The sequence below is a fragment of the Peribacillus sp. AS_2 genome, from assembly GCF_026891895.1.
Classification (GTDB): Bacteria; Bacillota; Bacilli; order Bacillales; family DSM-1321; genus Peribacillus; species Peribacillus frigoritolerans.
On sequence record NZ_JAPTGA010000007.1, the window covers coordinates 114,771 to 132,346 of the forward strand.

Sequence of the window (17,576 nt, forward strand, 5' to 3'; positions counted from 1 at the left end):
GTCCTACTCCCACATCATACTTTCAGACTGTAAATTCCGTTTAAAGCATTTGTAAATATTCAGTAAATAATTGTGTACTTATTGTAAAGATGTAAGAACAGTGCTGATCCCTTTCTTAAAATGCAAAAAAAACACGTTTCCGGTTTTACCCAAAAACGTGTTTTTAACCTTTTATTATTCATTTTCCTGGCTTTTCCTAACTTCAGCCTGGTCCTTTTGAACGTCTTTACCATTCTCCACCTTCAAATCGGTCGAGGTTTCGGTATTTTCCTTATCCTTCTTAGCCCGTTCTTTTTTCAGTTCGAAATAAGTATCCATAATTTCTTCACCTATCTCTTTACTCATGCTGTGGCCTGAATGCCCTTGGTATGCCCAAGGCACAACGACCGCAAAAGCGACCTCCGGATTTTTGGCTGGGGCATAGCCAACAAGCGTGATGTTCATCGTTTCTTGGGGCTCGCTATAATCCAACCGGTTCGGGCCGTCATAGAATGCTTCCGCCGTCCCGGTTTTAGCTGCCACTGTATACGGTTTATTCCCAAAATACTTATAAGCCGTTCCGCCTTGTTCCATCGCAACTTTATCGAAACCGCTCTGAACACGTTCAATCCACTCTTCCTTCATATCAAGACGATTAAGGACAGTCGGTGAAACGTCTTCGGCAACAGGTCCCAATTGCTCATTATTATCAACAGGATCACGGATTTCCTTAACCATATGCGGCTTCATGCGGTTACCGCCATTCGCAATGGCAGAAACATATTGCGCGAGCTGCATTGGTGTGTACGTATCATACTGCCCGATAGCAAGGTCAAGCAGCTTACCTGGAGATGTTTCGGAACCTTTGAACCCGCTCATTTCATTCGGGAGATCAATCCCTGTACGGACTCCCAAGCCAAACTGGGCAAATGAATTCCGCATGGTCGAAAAGGCGCTAGAACTAATATTCAATGGCTCATTCGGCACATAATGCGCACCTGCAATATTAATGGCAGTCCTGAACATATACACGTTCGAAGATACTTTCAATGCTGTCAAATCATTAATGTTTCCGAAGTTACTATATGAACCTTTTGCTGGTGTACCTTTGATTTTCAGCTTCGTATCATAAAAGTACGTACCCGGCTGGATCGCACCCTGCTGATAACCGGTTAAAACGGTAGCACCTTTAACCGCAGAACCCATCGTATAGGAAGTCGTGATATTTCCTAATGCGAAGTCCTCAATCGAGGATTTCCCTGTTTTTGGATCTTTCTCATATTTCTTGCCAGCCATCGTCAATACTTCCCCTGTATCGGGATCCATCATGACGACAAAGGCCCTGTCCAAGAATTTGGTGTTACCCATTTTTTTCTTGGCAATCAATTGCTTTTCAATGATTTCCTCTGTTGCAAGCTGTAAATCCATATCAACTGTCAATATAAGATCTTTTCCCCGTGAACCTTCGGTAATCACTTCGGAATCGACGACATTTCCTGATTTATCGGTCACATTCCTTACTTTCGCTTTCTGCCCTTGGAGGATATCTTCATATTGCGCCTCGATATAACTCTTACCTACACGGTCATTCCGGCTGTAATCACGCGCGAGGTAGTAGTTCAGGCTTTCACTAGGCAACCCTTCTTCAGATGAGGAGACTTTACCCAATACAGATTTAAGTGTTTTATTATATGTATAAAAACGATCCCAATCTGTAGATATATCGACCCCTGGGAGCGAATCAAGGTTTTCACTCACCTTGGCGAATTCTTCTTTTGTTACTTCCTTGTTTTTCACAATTTGCGGGGTAAGGGCATATCCGCTTGCAAATTCCCTGTAGATGGCAAGGACTTCCAGATCATTTTCCGAAAGCTTTGTTTCTTCATCAGTAATCCGATCAAGCTGAAGCTTATACAAATCACTTTCTTCCATCTCGCCCTCTTCCACTTTTTTCCGTTCTTTATCGGTAATCTTTTTCTCGGCCAGCTTCGGATTCTTCAAAATCCAAAAATCCTTTTTATCGCGCTCAGTCACTTTGTTTGGTTCCTTTTCGATCAACTTCGCGAGTTTCTCAGCCGTTTCCACCATTTCTGTTTGTTTCGTACCTTGCTTTCGTGTATATGTAATTGCATCCAGTGGTTGGTTATCGACCATAAGTTTTAAATTACGGTCATACATTTTCCCACGGGGCACCGAATTATTCACGGTCACTTCCTCTGTTCTTTCAATCTCACGCCGGTAATCATCACCATAAACAATCTGTACAACACCCAAGCGTAAAATTAAAGCGGAAAACAAAACAAACACTAAAAAGAAAAGAATATTCAATCTGAAAGGCACATGCGTCTTTTTCTTTTTCTTTTTATTCACACTAAGCCACACATCCTTTTTACATAGTCATAATAGGTCCTATACCATTCTATAGAACATTTATATTTTTTTCTACCTTAGTGTTCTAGAAATATTAAACATCTAACGAACTTTACATAAAAAGTGACTTACGGCTCATATATCCTAAATCCGTAAGTCATGTATATTGAAAAAAGGCCTCTAAGGCCTCTTTTCAATCTTGGTCAATGATATCGATTTTCCGTACAAACCAATATATCACGGTATGCCCTGCCCCGACGATCAACAGATAAATCGGCAGTAATTGCTTTAGGTCGAATAACATGACGGAAAGTATGAATCCTGATATAGATACAATCCTTCCAATATGAACGAACAATTCCCGGACAACGATATATTCAATCCTCATTTCCGCTGCTTTCCAAGCCCGGCCTATAATATCATAAGTCAGAGATATATATGGGACCAAAAGAATTGGATATGCGGTAGCGACAATTGCCCCATAAATGAGAAGCTTCCCGAATGTGATATCAAATGCAATCAATAAGACCCCTGCATACAACAGGATTCCTCCAATAAGTATCGCCTTTTTGCGCATCGGCTGTTTTATATATCGTGAAGCAAAAAAATACGCAACGAATGATATGGCCGAATTTAACAGACCATAGCTCCCTAAGGCAAGTTCACTATCCGTCTGAATGAAAACGGTAATCGAAATGATGAACATGAATGTGCCCTCTCGTATCCCTTGAAAAAAGTGAGCACGAGTGATCAAGAGCCAATTCCGATTATTTTTCCGTTCCTGCAATATCCTAAAGAAGCAGTACCTGCCATGAGCCGGACGTCTTTTTAACGAAAAGCTAAGAAAAACCGCAATGGAAAACAATAGCAAAGACAGCCCGAATACAATGGAATATCCCGTGAATTTCTCAAGCCTCGAAATGATGAACCCTGAAAGAATCGGGCCGACCATTCCCCCAATGGATGATAAAATCCCTAAAAATCCATTGAAGAAATCCCTGGTTTCCGGTTCAGTTATTTCAAAAGTCAAGACATTATAGGCAAGCCAATAAAACCCATAACCGATTCCTAACAGCCCACCAAGCAACCAAAGGAAATCCGTTGCCCGTGTGCCGACCAATAGGACCGATAAATAAAACAGGGCCAAAAAGATAACACCCAGACGCAAAACAATGATTCGGTCAACCTTTTTCGCGAGCCTGCCGGCAAAGACAAAAGTAAGAGGTTGAAAAAGCACCACGGTTAGATTATACACGGCAATATCAACAATTTGACCGGATTGTTTCCACAAGTACACATTAACGAATGTATTGGATAAAGCAATACTTAGGCTGTACAGCCCGCCAATAAACAAAAGGAGGTGCAAATCTTTCTTCCCGCCCGCTTCACCCAACCATCTCTCTAAAATACCCATTGTTTTAACTCTCCTTTAAATTCCACTCTAGTGTTTGAAAAAACAAAAGAATTTATGTAAAAAAAGGTAAAGAAAACTCTTCGATTGGCGAGCCAGGATGGCGATGACAGAGAAGTAGTTGCCCTTATACTGTTTTCCTTAAAAGCCCTCTCAAATAAAATCAAGAACAGTTTAAAGAAAACTCTTCGATTGGCGAGACTGGATGGCGATGACAGAGAAGTAGTTGCACTTATACTGTTTTCCTTAAAAGCTCTCTCAAATAAAATCAAGAACAGTGTAAAGTAAACTCTTCGATTGGCGAGCCGGGATGGCGACGACAGAGAAGTAGTTGCCCTTATACTGTTTTCCTTAAAAGCTTTTCCCTTTACATCAAGAACAGTATAAAGAAAACTCTTCGATTGGCGAGCCAGGATGGCGATGACAGAGAAGTAGTTGCCCTTATACTGTTTTCCTTCTGAACTTGAACAGTAACAGTATAAAGAAAACTCTTCGACTGGGAGACGAAGGGGATGTTCATGAATTTGGGGTGTTCACTCGTGAATTCGGACTTTTACTCGTGTATTTCGAGTTTTCACTCATGAATTGGGGTGTTTACTCGTAAATCGATGCTTTTATTCGTGAATTTTGAGCTTTTACTCAGGAATTGGAGTGTTACTCGTGTATTTCGGGCTTTTACTCGTGTATTTCGAGTTTTCACTCATGAATTGGGGTGTTTACTCGTGAATCGATGCTTTTATTCGTGAATTTTGAGCTTTTACTCAGGAATTGGAGTGTTACTCGTGAATTTTGGGCTTTTACTCGTGAGTTTTGGGCTTTTACTCGTGAATTTCGGGCTTTTACTCGTGAGTTTTGGGCTTTTACTCGTGAGTTTTGAGATTTTACTCGTGAATTTATGCGTTCTCGTAAATTCGGAGCTTTTACTTGTGAATTTCTTTCATTTCTTTTGGGCGAAACAAGTAATACGAGTTGCCTTTATTTGTTTTTCTTTAATATTCCGGTTCGGATAAAAGAAACCAAAAAAAGACGGGATTCCTTTTTACAAAAGGAATCCCGTCTTTTTTAATTACAAATTATTTTGCAGCGCTGTAACGTTTTGCAACTTCATCCCAGTTTACAACATTCCAGAAAGAATTGATGTATTCAGGACGGCGGTTTTGGTAGTTTAAGTAGTAAGCATGCTCCCAAACGTCCAATCCAAGTAGCGGTGTTTTACCTTCTGATAATGGATTGTCTTGGTTAGGTGTACTTGTTACTTCCAACTCGCCATTGTTGACTGCAAGCCAAGCCCAGCCAGATCCGAAACGAGTAGTAGCCGCTTTAGCGAACTCTTCTTTAAAGCTGTCAAAGCTTCCGAATTTTGAAGTGATGGCATCCGCTAATTCACCAGTTGGTTGTCCGCCGCCGTTAGGTGAAAGGATTTCCCAGAATAAAGTGTGGTTAGCGTGTCCGCCACCATTGTTGCGTACAGCTGTACGAACAGCTTCAGGTACTGCGTCAAGGTTAGCGACGATTTCTTCTACGCTTTTGCTTAGAAGTTCTTGGTTGCCTTCAAGCGCATTGTTCAGGTTTGTCACATATGTGTTGTGATGTTTAGTGTGGTGAATGTTCATTGTTTCTTTGTCGATGTGTGGTTCTAATGCATCATATGCATACGGTAATTGTGGAAGTTCAAAAGCCATAATAAAATTCCTCCCTATGTAAGCTGTTTTTTTGAGGGCTTCAGTTCTCGAAAGATACCTAAAGCTCGCTAGCAATAGAGTATCAAATTTTTGTAACCGTTTCAAACCATATGCCTCAATTTTTCATTTTTCGATTATTTTTCCTATGAGAATACCACGAATATAAAATATCCTATCATCAGAAGCTGAATGATGCCTTTTGTGATTACGCTGCTTATAAAGCCTACAACGGAACCTAGGCCGATTTTGGAAGCAGTAACAGGGTCTTGTTTATGTACCAGGATCTCTGCCAGGAATGCCCCGATGAATGGACCTATCAGAATTCCGACGAATGGAATCACAAATGGCCCGACCAGGAGCCCAATCGTACTGCCCCATATCCCCGCTTTCGTGCCGCCATACTTTTTGACCCCGACCATGTTGGCAATATAATCGGCTGCGAATAAAAGGATGACGAATAAAATTTGGACCGTCCAGAAAAACCATCCAAAAGGTTCAAAAGAATAAAAAAGTCCATATAACAATATTCCGCCAAAAATGAACAAAACACTTGGGATGATTGGAAAAACCAGACCGACAAATCCCATTATGAACATGAGGGTGATTATTATCCAAAATAGTGTGTCCATATCTCAAAAGCCCCTTTCTTAATTTGATTTATCTCTCCATAATTACCTCATTACTGTTGTTTGAAACCAATGAAGCTGAATACAGGTTGTTTTATTTTTCCCATATAGTTAAAATTGGTTAGGAATCTTATATAGATAGGTGCTGAAAACATTGAACATATTCAAACAACTGTGGGTTAGCATATTTTCCCCTAAAGATATCGCTTCCTTTCAAAACCAAGGTATCGGGAAAACGATTTTATACGTTTTCTTTATAAGTCTCATCGCCTTTCTCCCTTCAGCTTTTTATTTCGGTACAATGATAGTTGACGGGATAGATGCCATGCACGAAACAGTATCCGAAGACTTACCGGCATTTGAAATCAAAAATGGCACGTTGACGACTGAAGAAGATGAGCCATTTAGCCTGAATAAAAACGGATATCAAATTTTTGTGGATGACACGGGAGCCTTGACCCCGGAAAAGGTAGCTGCAGAAGCTGATGAGGCTGTCGCACTTTTGAAGTCTGACCTGGTTTTCGTATCCGGAGGCAATGTGCAATCCTCTCCTTATTCAGTTCTGGAGGGAAATAATCAGGAAATATCCACTTGGCTTGATTCAGTTGAATCTGTGCTGCCGATCATCATTCCATTGCTTCTACTCATATTATACCTGTTTACTGCTAGCGGAATCTTCATTAAAGTGACAATCATTGCTGCTTTTGGTCTTTTTTTCAAAAACGCTCTTGGCCGTCCACTTTCCTACAGGCATCTTTGGAGAATTAGTGCATACAGCATAACTCTTGCCACCATTTTCTTCACCATCATGGATGCTTTTCAAGCAGTTGTACCATTCGCTTCCATCATTAGCTGGTTTGTGACCTTGATGATGTTATATTTATCCATTAAAGAAACATCAGCCAATAAGATGGGAAATTGAGGTTAAATAAGATCCGGACCCACCTCGGTCCGGATCTTTTTGCTTTTGCGCAAAACCGGGAAATCCTTGCCATTCTTCGTATAACTACAGTCATCATTTTTTATATCTACTTAATTCGACAAGATACTCACCCAGTTATTACTATACTTATGATTGAAATAGTATTTAAGAGGGGGATAGACGTGAAGGAGAGTCATATTGATGTACAGTGGTTGTTACTCATATTGGAGGCAAAAAAGAGTGGGCTGACCCAAAAGGAAATTCGCTCCTTTCTCAGCAATCATTCAAATATTAAGGATGTTACTCAACTGAAATAGACAATTTGAATGGCCACTCTCACATTCCATTTGAAAAATCGCCCATTTTTAGGCATATTTTTTGCCCCCTCCAAGTATAGATGAATTAAAGACAAGCTTGGGAGGATGGAAAATTGAAACGGCTACTGCTTTTTATCTCATTCTGTTTCACTTTATTTATTATATATTTTGATTTGACTACGGGTACCCTGCCGGCTTCCCATCCACCTGCCTCTACAGGCGAACCGGCCGTGCCTGCCAGCCAGCCTGCATCCGCACCATCTGCCGCTTATAAAGAAATCACCATGCAACCCGGGGATACCTTACTCTCCATCGTTGAAAAGGAAAAAGGCAAATCCAATCACCCAATCGAAACGATCATCTCTGACTTTCAAAGTTTGAATGAGGGATTGAAGCCCGAGAATATGCAGATTGGCAAAACTTATAAAATTCCCGTTTATAAATAACTTTCATATGGGGATTAGTGCCTTCACAAACACAATTAAGGGGATTTCCAAACACCAAAAACTCCCTTAAATAGGAAATGTCACTTATTGAAAAAAGATTATGCGTCCTATTTCCTTGTCAAGCGGTAAGTACATTGATACAATATTTCAGAGAAACAAATTAAAAATCAAAACTGATTTTTTCCTAAAGGAGAGAATTCCACTTGAGTGAAATCATACATCGCACCAAAACGCGGCCAATTAAAGTCGGAAACTTAACGATTGGCGGCAATAATGAAGTTATAGTACAAAGCATGACAACAACAAAAACACATGATGTTGAAGCAACGGTTGCAGAAATCCTTCGTCTTGAAGAGGCGGGATGTCAAATCGTACGCGTCGCCTGTCCGGATGAAAGGGCAGCTGACGCAATCTCTGAGATAAAAAAACGGATAAACATCCCTCTTGTAGTCGATATTCATTTCGATTACAAACTTGCTCTGAAGGCAATCGAAGGCGGAGCGGATAAAATCAGGATAAACCCTGGTAATATCGGACGCCGTGAAAAGGTTGAAGCAGTCGTGAAAGCTGCGAAGGCTAAAGGAATACCAATCCGCATCGGCGTCAATGCTGGTTCTCTAGAGAAGAAAATCCTCGAGAAATATGGCTACCCGACTGCTGATGGAATGGTGGAAAGTGCTTTACACCATATCAAGATCCTAGAAGATCTGGATTTTCATGATATTATCGTTTCTATGAAAGCTTCCGATGTGAATTTAGCAATCGAGGCATATGAAAAAGCTTCAAAAGCATTCGATTATCCTTTACATCTTGGGATCACGGAATCAGGTACACTGTTCTCCGGAACCGTAAAAAGCGCCGCCGGACTAGGTGCCATCCTAAGTCAGGGTATCGGAAGCACGATTCGTGTTTCCTTAAGTGCCGATCCCGTCGAAGAGGTGAAGGTGGCAAGGGAACTCCTAAAAGTATTCGGCCTTGCTTCCAACATGGCCACTTTAATTTCCTGCCCAACTTGCGGTCGAATCGAGATTGATTTGATTTCCATCGCCAATGAAGTTGAAGAGTACATCCAGACGGTTAAAGCACCAATCAAGGTATCAGTGCTTGGTTGTGCGGTAAACGGCCCTGGAGAAGCCCGTGAGGCTGATATCGGCATAGCCGGCGCCCGCGGTGAAGGTTTGCTGTTTAGAAAAGGTCAAATCGTACGTAAAGTGCCTGAGGAGACGATGGTCGAGGAACTGAAAAAGGAAATTGACAAAATCGCTGAAGAGTACTATGAAAAACAAAGAGCCGAAGCTGCTGCAGCAGCATTACTAAATAAATAAAACAAAGAATCCCGAATTTTCATTATCGGGATTTTTTGTTTTTTATCATTTGAAAAACCCTTTGATGTAAATGACATCAAAGGGTTTAACGATGCTAAAAGAACGGGGCGATAAATATGCCAACGATGATGGAGACAACACCTATGCCGATGGCCCAAGTACCCAGGTTCGATCCCCGGCTTCTTGCCACTATACCTACAATGATACCCACAATCCCTAAAATGAAAGGCATCATGAATAACGATAAAATGGAGATGATCAATGCTATGACACCAATCGCTTTTCCTCTTGATGCCACATTCCCCAAACCATTCTCCTCTGCGTTCTCATCATTTTTATATGACCTGATTCGCTGAGGCGGTGTTGAAATCTCGGCAGACGTTTCTTCCTGATAACGGTTATCCATATTGGTTATGGTCTCACCGCTCTCATATCGTCTGTCATCTTCAGGTTTATCTTCATTATAATACCGCTCATGATGCTGATCATCCACAACGGATGGATCACTGCCCTCTTTCGTCAATTGCATTTCATCGTCAATACTGGAGTATTGATCTTTTTCCATTCGTGCATCCCTCACTTTCGTTTGTGAAGCATTTATAGTGTATGTAAAAATCGCAGGAACCCATCGTGAAAATGGTTTCATGTCTTGGAAATAAATACGGGTTTTTACCAAAGCTATGATGGGATATGTTACACTATTACAAGTATTGAAAATGAGGAGAGATTCATCATGAAAAAACGTTTTGGCATCGATATAGACGGGACTGTCACAAGACCTGATTCCATGGTTCCCTTTTTAAATAAAGCATTTCAACTGAATTTAGCATATGAAGACATAACCGAATATGACTTATTGCCTTTCGTGAATGTTCCAAAAGAGGATTTCACTAAATGGTTCATCGAGACCGAGCCGCTCATCTATTCCGAATCATTATTGGCTGAAGGTGCGAAAGATGTATTGGAAAAATGGACAGAACAAGCCAACCTTTATTTCATCAGTGCCAGGAGCTCCCGTTTATTGGATGTAACGAAGAATTGGTTCACGAGTAATCAAGTCCTATATGATCATATAGAGCTTGTAGGTTCACACGATAAGATTGCTGCAGCCAAAAAATTCGAAGTCGATCTCTTTTTGGAGGACAAGCACGATAATGCAGTGGCGATTTCTGAAGAGTGTAAAATACCCGTGATTTTATTTAATACCCCTTACAACCAAGATCCCGTGCCTGAAAGGGTGATTCGGGTCAACAATTGGCAAGAAGCCTCTGCCTGGGTGAATCAATGGATGTCAGGGGAACCGGCAACTATAAAATGAGACAAGAAAAAACCATTGACTTGAGGTCAATGGTTTTTATGCTTCCAAAGATACGCTGCATGCAGGACAGCGTCCGTAAATTTCAAATTTATGCCCCGAAACATCGTAGTCCTTCAAGCTTTCCTGAAGTTCCTGCATCGGGCACAATTCAATTTCTTTCGTTTTTCCACAGTTCAAACAGATGAAGTGGTGATGGTGGGAAGAATGACCGCATGTAAAACGAAAACGCTTTTCCCCTTCCAACTCGGTCGCTTCAAAGATGCCCAGTTCGACAAATAATGAAAGATTTCTGTAAATCGTATCGAAGCTTAAACCTGGATAATCCTGTTTCATATTCTCCAATACATCTTTGGCCGTTAAATATTTATCGCTGGAAGAGAAAAGCTGAAGCATTTCTTCCCTCTTTCCTGTATGCTTAAAACCTTTATCTTTTAAAAGTTGCATGGCAGTAGTTACGTTCAAAATACATCACCCCATCTATCGATTTTTCCACTTATCAAACAAAATTGACAAGATGAGAATTAGTACAGCTATTATTACAATGGTCCCGCCTGGAGCGAGGTCAAGGTTGTAGGATAAGAATAATCCGCCTATGACGGAAACTTCACCGAATAATACCGAATAACCAATCATCTGCTTAAAGCCCTTGGCAAAGCGGAGACTGGCAGCTACCGGGAGCGTCATGAGCGAAGAAACAAGTAATATGCCAATGATTTTCATGGAAGCGGCAATAACCAATGCGACCATGACGATAAAAATAAAATGAATCGCTTTATAAGGGATTCCAGACGCTTTGGCATGCTCTTCATCAAATGATAACAGAAATAATTCTTTATACAATAAAGTGAGCATCAAGGCTACGACTAGCCCCACTGCCAAAATGACGTACAAGTCCGCCCGGCTGACGGCACTGACACTGCCGAATAAATAACCATATAAATCCGTATTGAAACCATCAGCAATGGATATGAAGATGACACTAAGACCCATGCCGCCGGACATAATGATCGGGATTGCAAGCTCTTGATAATGCTTGTACACCCCTCTTAATTTTTCGATGAATAATGAACCACCTACAGAAAACGCCATTCCAATATAAAGTGGATTCAATCCTGCTAAAGATAGAAAGCTCTTCTGCAGCAATAAACTGAACGCTATACCTGCAAGCGCTACATGACTGAGCGCATCGGAAATCATCGACATCCGCCTTACCACGACAAAAACGCCCACTAATGGCGCAATCGCTCCGATGATGATTCCGGTCAAGAATGCGTTCTGCAAAAATTCAAATTGCAATATCCCCGATATCATTGGGCTATCCTCCAAAACATATTAATGATCATGATTTAAAAATTGGACTCCATGTCCATAAATGGACGAGAGTTCACCTTCATCCAACTCATTATATTCACAGGCATCCCCATGAAAATGAAGCTTTTTATTCAAGCAGGCGACATGTGTGACTTTATCGGTCACAGTACCAACATCATGGGTTACTAAAATCAGGGTTATTCCTAATTTTTTATTCAACATCTCAAGCATTTCATAAAATTGGTGGACGTTTTTTGAATCAACGCCAACAGTGGGCTCATCCAATATCATCAATTCCGGCTCGCTGACCAGTGAACGGGCAATGAATACCCTCTGCTGCTGGCCTCCGGACAATTCCCCGATATTGCGGTTTTGATATTCCAGCATGTCCACTGATTCCAGAGCCTTCTTCACCTTTTGCTTATCCTCTTTGCCAGCGAACTTAAATAAGCCTATTTTTTTGGTCAAACCGCTCTGAACCACCTCAAATACAGTGGCAGGGAATCCTGAGTTGAAGGAATTCGCCTTTTGGGAAACGAACCCGACCTTTTGCCAATCTTTAAAGCGCCGAATGTCTTCACCGAATATTTCAATTTTCCCCTTTTGGAGCTTGAACACACCAAGCAGCAATTTCAAAAGCGTTGATTTACCGGATCCATTCGGCCCGACGATAGCTAGGAATGCCCCTCTGGGAATTTCAAGCGAAACATGTTCCAGCACCAGATCTTTTGTATATTTGTAAGATATATCTTCAAATTTAACTATGGGGTTTACTACATTATCCAAAGAGATCACCTATTTTTTAAGAATCATTACGATTAACAATCGTTAGTATAAATCAAAGAAGTCCAGATGTAAAGAATCCGGTCCTCCGAACAAGTGCCGATATGCTTAGAATCACAAAAAAATGTTATCTGAACCAATTTCGTAATCAAACAAAGTTTCATGTTCACATACATCCACTTCCTTCATATGTTTTAACAAAGGAGGAGATCGTTTGAAATTATTTGAAATGATGGTCAATCATAAAATCAACAGTATACGCCCAGATGAACTGCTTTCCCTTGCTAAACAGCATAAGGTTTCACTCACTCAAAAACAAGCACAGGATATTACTGCACTTCTAGCCGGTAAAAATATTAACATTTTTGATATACGTCAAAGACAGAACGTACTTGGTCAAATTACAAAAGTTGCCGGAGCAAGCACGGCCAGGGAAATAGAATCCCTCTTCAACAACCTTACATCCAATTTTTAAAGATTCCAAGCCTGCTGACGACAGTCTTTATTTGAGCATACTTAATCCAAATGCAAAATGAAAGGACGATTCATCTTCATATCGATGAATCGTCCCTTTCTATTTGTGATTATTGGAATCTGATCTTTTCCAATAAATCTTCTTCAAATTGTTTATTCTTGAACATATCAATTTCGAATTTATATGGGGCCTTTTTGTCTTTTTTGTCTTCCCCTACATAAGGTGTTTCCAGGATTTTAGGAACAGAGCTTAATTGCGGATGGTGGACAATATCATTCAAAGCCTTAAAACCAATATGGCCGAAACCAATGTTTTCATGGCGGTCCTTACGCGTGCCGCGTTCGTTTTTGCTATCGTTTATGTGAAGTACCTTGATTCGGTCAACACCGACCACTTTATCAAATTCATTCAGTACTCCATCGAAATCCTCGATGATATTATATCCGGCATCGTGAGTATGGCAAGTATCGAAGCAAACCGATAATTTTTCATTATGGGTCACACCATCAATGATCATCGCCAGCTCTTCGAAAGACCTGCCACATTCGGAACCCTTACCCGCCATCGTTTCAAGGGCAATCTGAACTTTATCGTCGGCAGTCAGCACTTCATTCAAACCTTCGATGATTCTCTTGATTCCCAGTTCGCTTCCAGCACCGACATGCGCACCTGGATGAAGTACGATCTGCCTTGCGCCAATCGCTTCGGTCCGATCGATTTCGCTGCGTAAGAAGTTGACTCCAAGTTCGTATGTGGCTGGATTCGTGGTATTTCCTATATTAATGATATACGGAGCATGGACGACGATATCACTGATTCCATTTTCCTCCATATGCAATCTTCCGGCTTCGATATTTAAATCCTCGATTTTTTTACGTCTTGTGTTTTGAGGGGCCCCTGTATAGATCATGAATGTATTGGAGCCATACGAAGCCGCTTCCTGACTCGCAGCAAGAAGCATGCCTTTCCCGCTCATTGAAACATGCGATCCAATCTTCAGCATCTGATTTCTCCCCTATTTCTTTCTCTGTATACGACGTTCGCGTTTTTTAAAGTTTTCCACATCTCGTTGAATTTTCTTCTTGTATCCTGGCTTGACTTTAGTTGGCTTCTTAATATGCCTGCTCGCCTTAACATCGATATCAGATTTTTGTTTTTTACGGTTTTTCCGTTTATTACGCTCGTCGATATCAACCCAATCACCGTTTTGAATATCGGCATCACGGAATTCGATGCCCATTTTTTCAAGGCGGTTCAATGCATCTTCATCGGGAGTATCGTAAATGGTAGTGGCAATGCCTGAATATCCTGCACGAGCCGTCCTTCCCGTCCTATGGATATAAAAATCCAAATCTGAAGGCAATTCATAGTTAATGATATGACTTACACCTTCAATATCGATTCCACGGGAAGCCAGATCAGTCGCAACGATGAATTGATACTCCAAATCATTGATTTGCTTCATCATTTTTTTACGCTCACGAGGCGTTAAATCCCCATGAATTCGGCCGACATTCAACCCTTTTTCGATCAAGGAATTAGCCACATGGTCCGCCATTTTCTTTGTGTTCGTGAAAATGATCGCCAAATATGGATTATAACGAACGATGATGTCATGAAGCAACTGCTCTTTGTTCCGGTGGCGAAGCGGTACGAGAACATGTTCGATTTTCGAAGCGGTCGCCTGCTTGGGATTCACCTGAACATACTTTGGATTCTCCATATATTTATTCAAAAACGGCTTCAATTTTTCTGGGATGGTTGCCGAAAAGACAAGCATTTGAATTTTTTCAGCCATACGTGATGCAAATAAATCGACATCTTCTATGAATCCCATATCTAGCATAAGATCCGCTTCATCGACTACAAGCATTTTTGCTGTATACACCTGTAATGCCTGGGCTTCAACCAAGTCCTTGATTCGGCCCGGCGTACCAATTACCAATTGCGGCTGTGTCTTCAATTTATCGATCATTCGCTGTTTATCAGTACCACCGATGAAACAACGGACTTGAATCTGCTCATCCTCAGGGAAATGGTCAGCAATTTTCAAAGCTTCTTTGTAGATTTGGTTCGCTAACTCACGGGTTGGTGCGGAAATAATCGCTTGAACCTCATTTTTACCAGCATCAAGCCTGTTCATGATTGGCAGCAAATAGGAATGTGTCTTTCCTGTACCTGTCTGCGACTGTCCAATTAAGCTACTTCCCTTTAAAAGCGACGGAAGCACGCGCTCTTGAATTTCCGTCGGCTTATCGAACCCTAAAGTACGAACCGCATCTAGAATGTAGCTTTTCAAATTAAATCGTTCAAATTGATTTTGTTTCATCAAAAAACCCCTTTATCCTGTCAGTCATAAGACATGTCCTGTTATTATAATAAATTTTACACAAAAAGCGCAAGCGCCTGGGTTGCTCGTGAAGAAAATAGGGATTGTCCCATAAGGCGCTTTTTGCCTTGTGAGGGCAATCCTCTTTTTCACATCGAGCTAGGCGCTGAAGCTGGATTACTCAAAAAGCGCAAGCGCCTGGGTTGCTCGTGAAGAAAATAGGGATTGTCCCATAATGGGCAGGTCATCCACCTTCATTCTAATCACAAAAGCGATTGCGCTGAGGTTAGTTCTCTTAAAATGGACTCTTGCAAACGAAAAGCCCCTGTCCTGGTCATAGCGTATCCCCCGCAGACATGGAGCTAAAAGACTACCGTTACCATCTTACCTTCTTTCCGGTTACTTCACAACTGCGCAGTCACTCTTTCCTCAAACCTTTTTTGTCGAGTTGCATAATTTATATAGAAGATTACACCAGCATATAATATTCTTAGGAGGTGAAACCTATGTTCCCAAATAGAAATCGTCAACCCGGACCCGGTTTTCCGCCACCCAATGGCCTAAGGAGGCAGCAGCCCCCTGCTCCATTCAGGCAGTCACCGCAAATTCCCCATCCTTATCAGCAGATGCCGCGTCCGATGATTCCAAACAGACCGCAGGTACCACAGGGACCTCAAGGTTTCCGCGGCCCATTCAACCAACAGCAGCGGCAGGAAATGCCGCCAGCAAAGAAAGAAGGGTTATTGTCAAAAATACTCGGTAAGTCGAAACAAAAAGCAGCTTCTCCGAATTTGTTTGCGCCAGCGGGTTCCACTAACCAAAGTTCTTCAAGAAGGAGCGGGGGCGGTATCTTAGAAACATTAAAAAACCCCGATTCCCTTAATAACATGCTTTCCAACACGCAAAAGGTGTTGCAAGCGGCGGAACAATTCACGCCTATGGTGGAACAATACGGTCCAGTGATTAAAAACCTGCCTTCCATGTGGAAAGTTTTCCGAAGCATATCATCAGCCGATGAGACCAAGGACGACGGAGCTTCCGTTGAAAGCGGGCCCGCGGTTGGGGCACAAGAAAACAGTGAAGTAAAAACGGTTTCGAAGAAAAAAGAAAAAGCTATAGAAGCTAACCCCACTGCGCCAGTTCGTCCCGAAACCAAAAGGAAGAGATCTTCAGGTCCCAAGCTTTATATTTAAAGGCTACAAAAAAAATTACCAATAACTGATTTTATGTAAATATGATGTTTTGTAATATCATCTATGGTCTTATATAATAGAAAGGTATAAAAAGTGAGAGTTTCTTGCCTTGAAGGAGGACACATAGATGAAAGTGATTAAAATTTCCCCGCGCGGCTATTGTTATGGAGTTGTCGATGCCATGGTCATCGCCCGAAATGCGGCTTTAGATAAAACCTTGCCACGTCCCATTTACATTTTAGGAATGATCGTGCATAACAAACATGTGACGGATGCGTTTGAAGAAGAAGGCATCATCACGTTGGACGGCAGCAACCGCAACGATATCATCGAACAGGTGGACAGCGGAACCGTCATCTTTACTGCTCACGGCGTTTCGCCTGAGATCAGGAAGATCGCTGAGAAAAAAGGGCTTGTGACGCTTGATGCAACATGTCCCGATGTTACCGCAACACATGACTTAATTCGGGAAAAACAAGCGGAAGGCTATCAAATCATTTATATTGGCAAAAAAGGCCATCCGGAACCTGAGGGTGCTGTCGGAGTTGCTCCCGATGTCGTTCACCTGGTTCAAAAGGATGAAGATGTGGAAGCCTTGACTTTGAATAGTGATAAGATCATCGTCACCAATCAAACAACGATGAGCCAATGGGATGTTTTGGATATCATGGATAAGGTCAAGGAAAAGTTCCCACATGCCGAAGTCCATAAGGAAATTTGCTTAGCGACACAGGTTCGCCAAGAAGCCGTTGCCGAGCAAGCTGGCGAAGCTGATGTTTTAATCGTTGTCGGAGATCCTAAGAGTAATAATTCAAACCGTCTTGCACAAGTGTCCCAAGAGATTGCCGGGACGAGAGCTTATCGAATCGCTGACATTTCCGAGCTGAACCTTGAATGGCTAAAAGATGCAGAAACGGTTGCCGTCACTTCGGGGGCTTCTACACCAACTCCGATCACGAAGGAAGTTATCGCATTTCTAGAACAATATGAAGCAAATGATGAATCCACTTGGAATACCGAAAAGAAAACGCCATTGCATAAAATTTTACCTAAAATTAAAGTGAAGAAATGATTGCACAAATACAAAGG

Annotated in this window: 19 protein-coding genes; 9 read left to right on the forward strand and 10 right to left on the reverse strand. The window is 41.6% G+C overall.

From position 1 onward, the window contains the following. Nucleotides 1-174: 174 nt before the first annotated feature. Both OTG27_RS14375 and OTG27_RS14380 read right to left on the reverse strand, forming a co-directional pair. Nucleotides 175-2,349, reverse strand: a complete 2,175-nt coding sequence (locus tag OTG27_RS14375) for a peptidoglycan D,D-transpeptidase FtsI family protein (protein ID WP_268937271.1) — start codon at nucleotides 2,347-2,349, stop codon at nucleotides 175-177. 193 nt (nucleotides 2,350-2,542) lie between these two features. Beyond that, nucleotides 2,543-3,763: an MFS transporter gene (locus OTG27_RS14380; protein WP_034308434.1), complete on the reverse strand. Its 1,221-nt coding sequence runs from the start codon at nucleotides 3,761-3,763 to the stop codon at nucleotides 2,543-2,545. A 739-nt stretch (nucleotides 3,764-4,502) separates the two neighbouring features. Here OTG27_RS14380 and OTG27_RS14385 point away from each other — a divergent pair. Continuing rightward, nucleotides 4,503-4,637, forward strand: a complete 135-nt coding sequence (locus OTG27_RS14385; protein WP_268937272.1) for a hypothetical protein — start codon at nucleotides 4,503-4,505, stop codon at nucleotides 4,635-4,637. Nucleotides 4,638-4,833: 196 nt separating this feature from the next. Here the strand turns inward: OTG27_RS14385 and sodA are convergent, their stop codons facing one another. Together sodA and OTG27_RS14395 are read right to left on the reverse strand one after the other, a co-directional pair. Further along, nucleotides 4,834-5,442: a superoxide dismutase SodA gene (gene sodA / locus OTG27_RS14390; protein WP_034308436.1), complete on the reverse strand. Its 609-nt coding sequence runs from the start codon at nucleotides 5,440-5,442 to the stop codon at nucleotides 4,834-4,836. Between the two features lie 143 nt (nucleotides 5,443-5,585). Continuing rightward, the gene (locus OTG27_RS14395; protein ID WP_268937274.1) at nucleotides 5,586-6,071 is read right to left on the reverse strand and encodes a DUF456 domain-containing protein; all 486 of its coding nucleotides are present in this window, start codon (nucleotides 6,069-6,071) and stop codon (nucleotides 5,586-5,588) included. A 151-nt stretch (nucleotides 6,072-6,222) separates the two neighbouring features. Here OTG27_RS14395 and OTG27_RS14400 point away from each other — a divergent pair, with 151 nt between their 5' ends. The 4 genes from OTG27_RS14400 (at nucleotide 6,223) to ispG (ending at nucleotide 9,078) form a co-directional block, all read left to right on the forward strand. Beyond that, on the forward strand, nucleotides 6,223-6,990 hold the full coding sequence (locus OTG27_RS14400) for a DUF1189 domain-containing protein (protein WP_268937275.1): 768 nt from the start codon (nucleotides 6,223-6,225) through the stop codon (nucleotides 6,988-6,990). Between the two features lie 149 nt (nucleotides 6,991-7,139). Continuing rightward, nucleotides 7,140-7,307 (forward strand): anti-repressor SinI family protein, encoded by a 168-nt coding sequence (locus tag OTG27_RS14405; protein ID WP_268937362.1) that lies wholly within the window; start codon nucleotides 7,140-7,142, stop codon nucleotides 7,305-7,307. Nucleotides 7,308-7,420: 113 nt separating this feature from the next. Then, complete coding sequence (locus OTG27_RS14410; protein WP_057278832.1) at nucleotides 7,421-7,753, forward strand: type IV pilus assembly protein FimV; 333 nt, start codon at nucleotides 7,421-7,423, stop codon at nucleotides 7,751-7,753. A gap of 212 nt (nucleotides 7,754-7,965) precedes the next feature. Beyond that, nucleotides 7,966-9,078 carry a flavodoxin-dependent (E)-4-hydroxy-3-methylbut-2-enyl-diphosphate synthase gene (gene ispG / locus OTG27_RS14415; protein WP_187050875.1) on the forward strand — a complete coding sequence of 371 codons (1,113 nt, stop codon included), beginning with the start codon at nucleotides 7,966-7,968 and terminating at the stop codon, nucleotides 9,076-9,078. A 94-nt stretch (nucleotides 9,079-9,172) separates the two neighbouring features. Here the strand turns inward: ispG and OTG27_RS14420 are convergent, their stop codons facing one another. Next, nucleotides 9,173-9,643 (reverse strand): DUF4190 domain-containing protein, encoded by a 471-nt coding sequence (locus tag OTG27_RS14420; RefSeq protein WP_268937276.1) that lies wholly within the window; start codon nucleotides 9,641-9,643, stop codon nucleotides 9,173-9,175. A gap of 168 nt (nucleotides 9,644-9,811) precedes the next feature. Here OTG27_RS14420 and OTG27_RS14425 point away from each other — a divergent pair, with 168 nt between their 5' ends. Then, nucleotides 9,812-10,396, forward strand: coding sequence for a 5' nucleotidase, NT5C type (locus OTG27_RS14425; protein ID WP_034308447.1), 585 nt, complete (start codon nucleotides 9,812-9,814; stop codon nucleotides 10,394-10,396). Nucleotides 10,397-10,432: 36 nt separating this feature from the next. Here the strand turns inward: OTG27_RS14425 and OTG27_RS14430 are convergent, their stop codons facing one another. Genes OTG27_RS14430 through OTG27_RS14440 form a run of 3 tightly spaced genes read right to left on the reverse strand, consistent with a single transcriptional unit; the run spans nucleotide 10,433 to nucleotide 12,493 of the window. After that, complete coding sequence (locus tag OTG27_RS14430; protein WP_034308449.1) at nucleotides 10,433-10,858, reverse strand: Fur family transcriptional regulator; 426 nt, start codon at nucleotides 10,856-10,858, stop codon at nucleotides 10,433-10,435. 15 nt (nucleotides 10,859-10,873) lie between these two features. Beyond that, complete coding sequence (locus OTG27_RS14435; RefSeq protein ID WP_034308452.1) at nucleotides 10,874-11,707, reverse strand: metal ABC transporter permease; 834 nt, start codon at nucleotides 11,705-11,707, stop codon at nucleotides 10,874-10,876. Nucleotides 11,708-11,728: 21 nt separating this feature from the next. Further along, entirely contained in the window at nucleotides 11,729-12,493 is a 765-nt protein-coding gene (locus OTG27_RS14440; protein ID WP_034308454.1) for a metal ABC transporter ATP-binding protein, read from the reverse strand. 211 nt (nucleotides 12,494-12,704) lie between these two features. Between OTG27_RS14440 and OTG27_RS14445 the strand changes: the two genes are divergently transcribed. After that, complete coding sequence (locus OTG27_RS14445) at nucleotides 12,705-12,965, forward strand: DUF2624 family protein (RefSeq protein WP_034308456.1); 261 nt, start codon at nucleotides 12,705-12,707, stop codon at nucleotides 12,963-12,965. A 109-nt stretch (nucleotides 12,966-13,074) separates the two neighbouring features. Here the strand turns inward: OTG27_RS14445 and OTG27_RS14450 are convergent, their stop codons facing one another. Further along, entirely contained in the window at nucleotides 13,075-13,968 is an 894-nt protein-coding gene (locus OTG27_RS14450) for a deoxyribonuclease IV (protein WP_034308459.1), read from the reverse strand. A 12-nt stretch (nucleotides 13,969-13,980) separates the two neighbouring features. Beyond that, on the reverse strand, nucleotides 13,981-15,294 hold the full coding sequence (locus OTG27_RS14455; protein ID WP_268937277.1) for a DEAD/DEAH box helicase: 1,314 nt from the start codon (nucleotides 15,292-15,294) through the stop codon (nucleotides 13,981-13,983). Nucleotides 15,295-15,800: 506 nt separating this feature from the next. Here OTG27_RS14455 and vrrA point away from each other — a divergent pair. Together vrrA and OTG27_RS14465 are read left to right on the forward strand one after the other, a co-directional pair. Next, a complete protein-coding gene (gene vrrA, locus OTG27_RS14460; RefSeq protein ID WP_268937278.1) occupies nucleotides 15,801-16,487 on the forward strand; it encodes a VrrA/YqfQ family protein in 687 nt (228 codons plus the stop codon). 127 nt (nucleotides 16,488-16,614) lie between these two features. Continuing rightward, entirely contained in the window at nucleotides 16,615-17,559 is a 945-nt protein-coding gene (locus OTG27_RS14465) for a 4-hydroxy-3-methylbut-2-enyl diphosphate reductase (protein WP_048685698.1), read from the forward strand. The last annotated feature ends 17 nt before the right edge of the window (nucleotides 17,560-17,576 follow it).

Bases quoted from the DNA above. Each gene is read 5' to 3' on its own strand.
- OTG27_RS14380 (WP_034308434.1), bottom strand. From the start codon at position 3,763: ATGGGTATTTTAGAGAGATGGTTGGGTGAAGCGGGCGGGAAGAAAGAT.
- sodA (WP_034308436.1), bottom strand. From the start codon at position 5,442: ATGGCTTTTGAACTTCCACAATTACCGTATGCATATGATGCATTAGAA.
- OTG27_RS14395 (WP_268937274.1), bottom strand. From the start codon at position 6,071: ATGGACACACTATTTTGGATAATAATCACCCTCATGTTCATAATGGGA.
- OTG27_RS14405 (WP_268937362.1), top strand. From the start codon at position 7,140: ATGATTGAAATAGTATTTAAGAGGGGGATAGACGTGAAGGAGAGTCAT.
- OTG27_RS14420 (WP_268937276.1), bottom strand. From the start codon at position 9,643: ATGGAAAAAGATCAATACTCCAGTATTGACGATGAAATGCAATTGACG.
- OTG27_RS14425 (WP_034308447.1), top strand. From the start codon at position 9,812: ATGAAAAAACGTTTTGGCATCGATATAGACGGGACTGTCACAAGACCT.
- OTG27_RS14435 (WP_034308452.1), bottom strand. From the start codon at position 11,707: ATGATATCGGGGATATTGCAATTTGAATTTTTGCAGAACGCATTCTTG.
- OTG27_RS14450 (WP_034308459.1), bottom strand. From the start codon at position 13,968: ATGCTGAAGATTGGATCGCATGTTTCAATGAGCGGGAAAGGCATGCTT.
- OTG27_RS14455 (WP_268937277.1), bottom strand. From the start codon at position 15,294: ATGAAACAAAATCAATTTGAACGATTTAATTTGAAAAGCTACATTCTA.
- vrrA (WP_268937278.1), top strand. From the start codon at position 15,801: ATGTTCCCAAATAGAAATCGTCAACCCGGACCCGGTTTTCCGCCACCC.
- OTG27_RS14465 (WP_048685698.1), top strand. From the start codon at position 16,615: ATGAAAGTGATTAAAATTTCCCCGCGCGGCTATTGTTATGGAGTTGTC.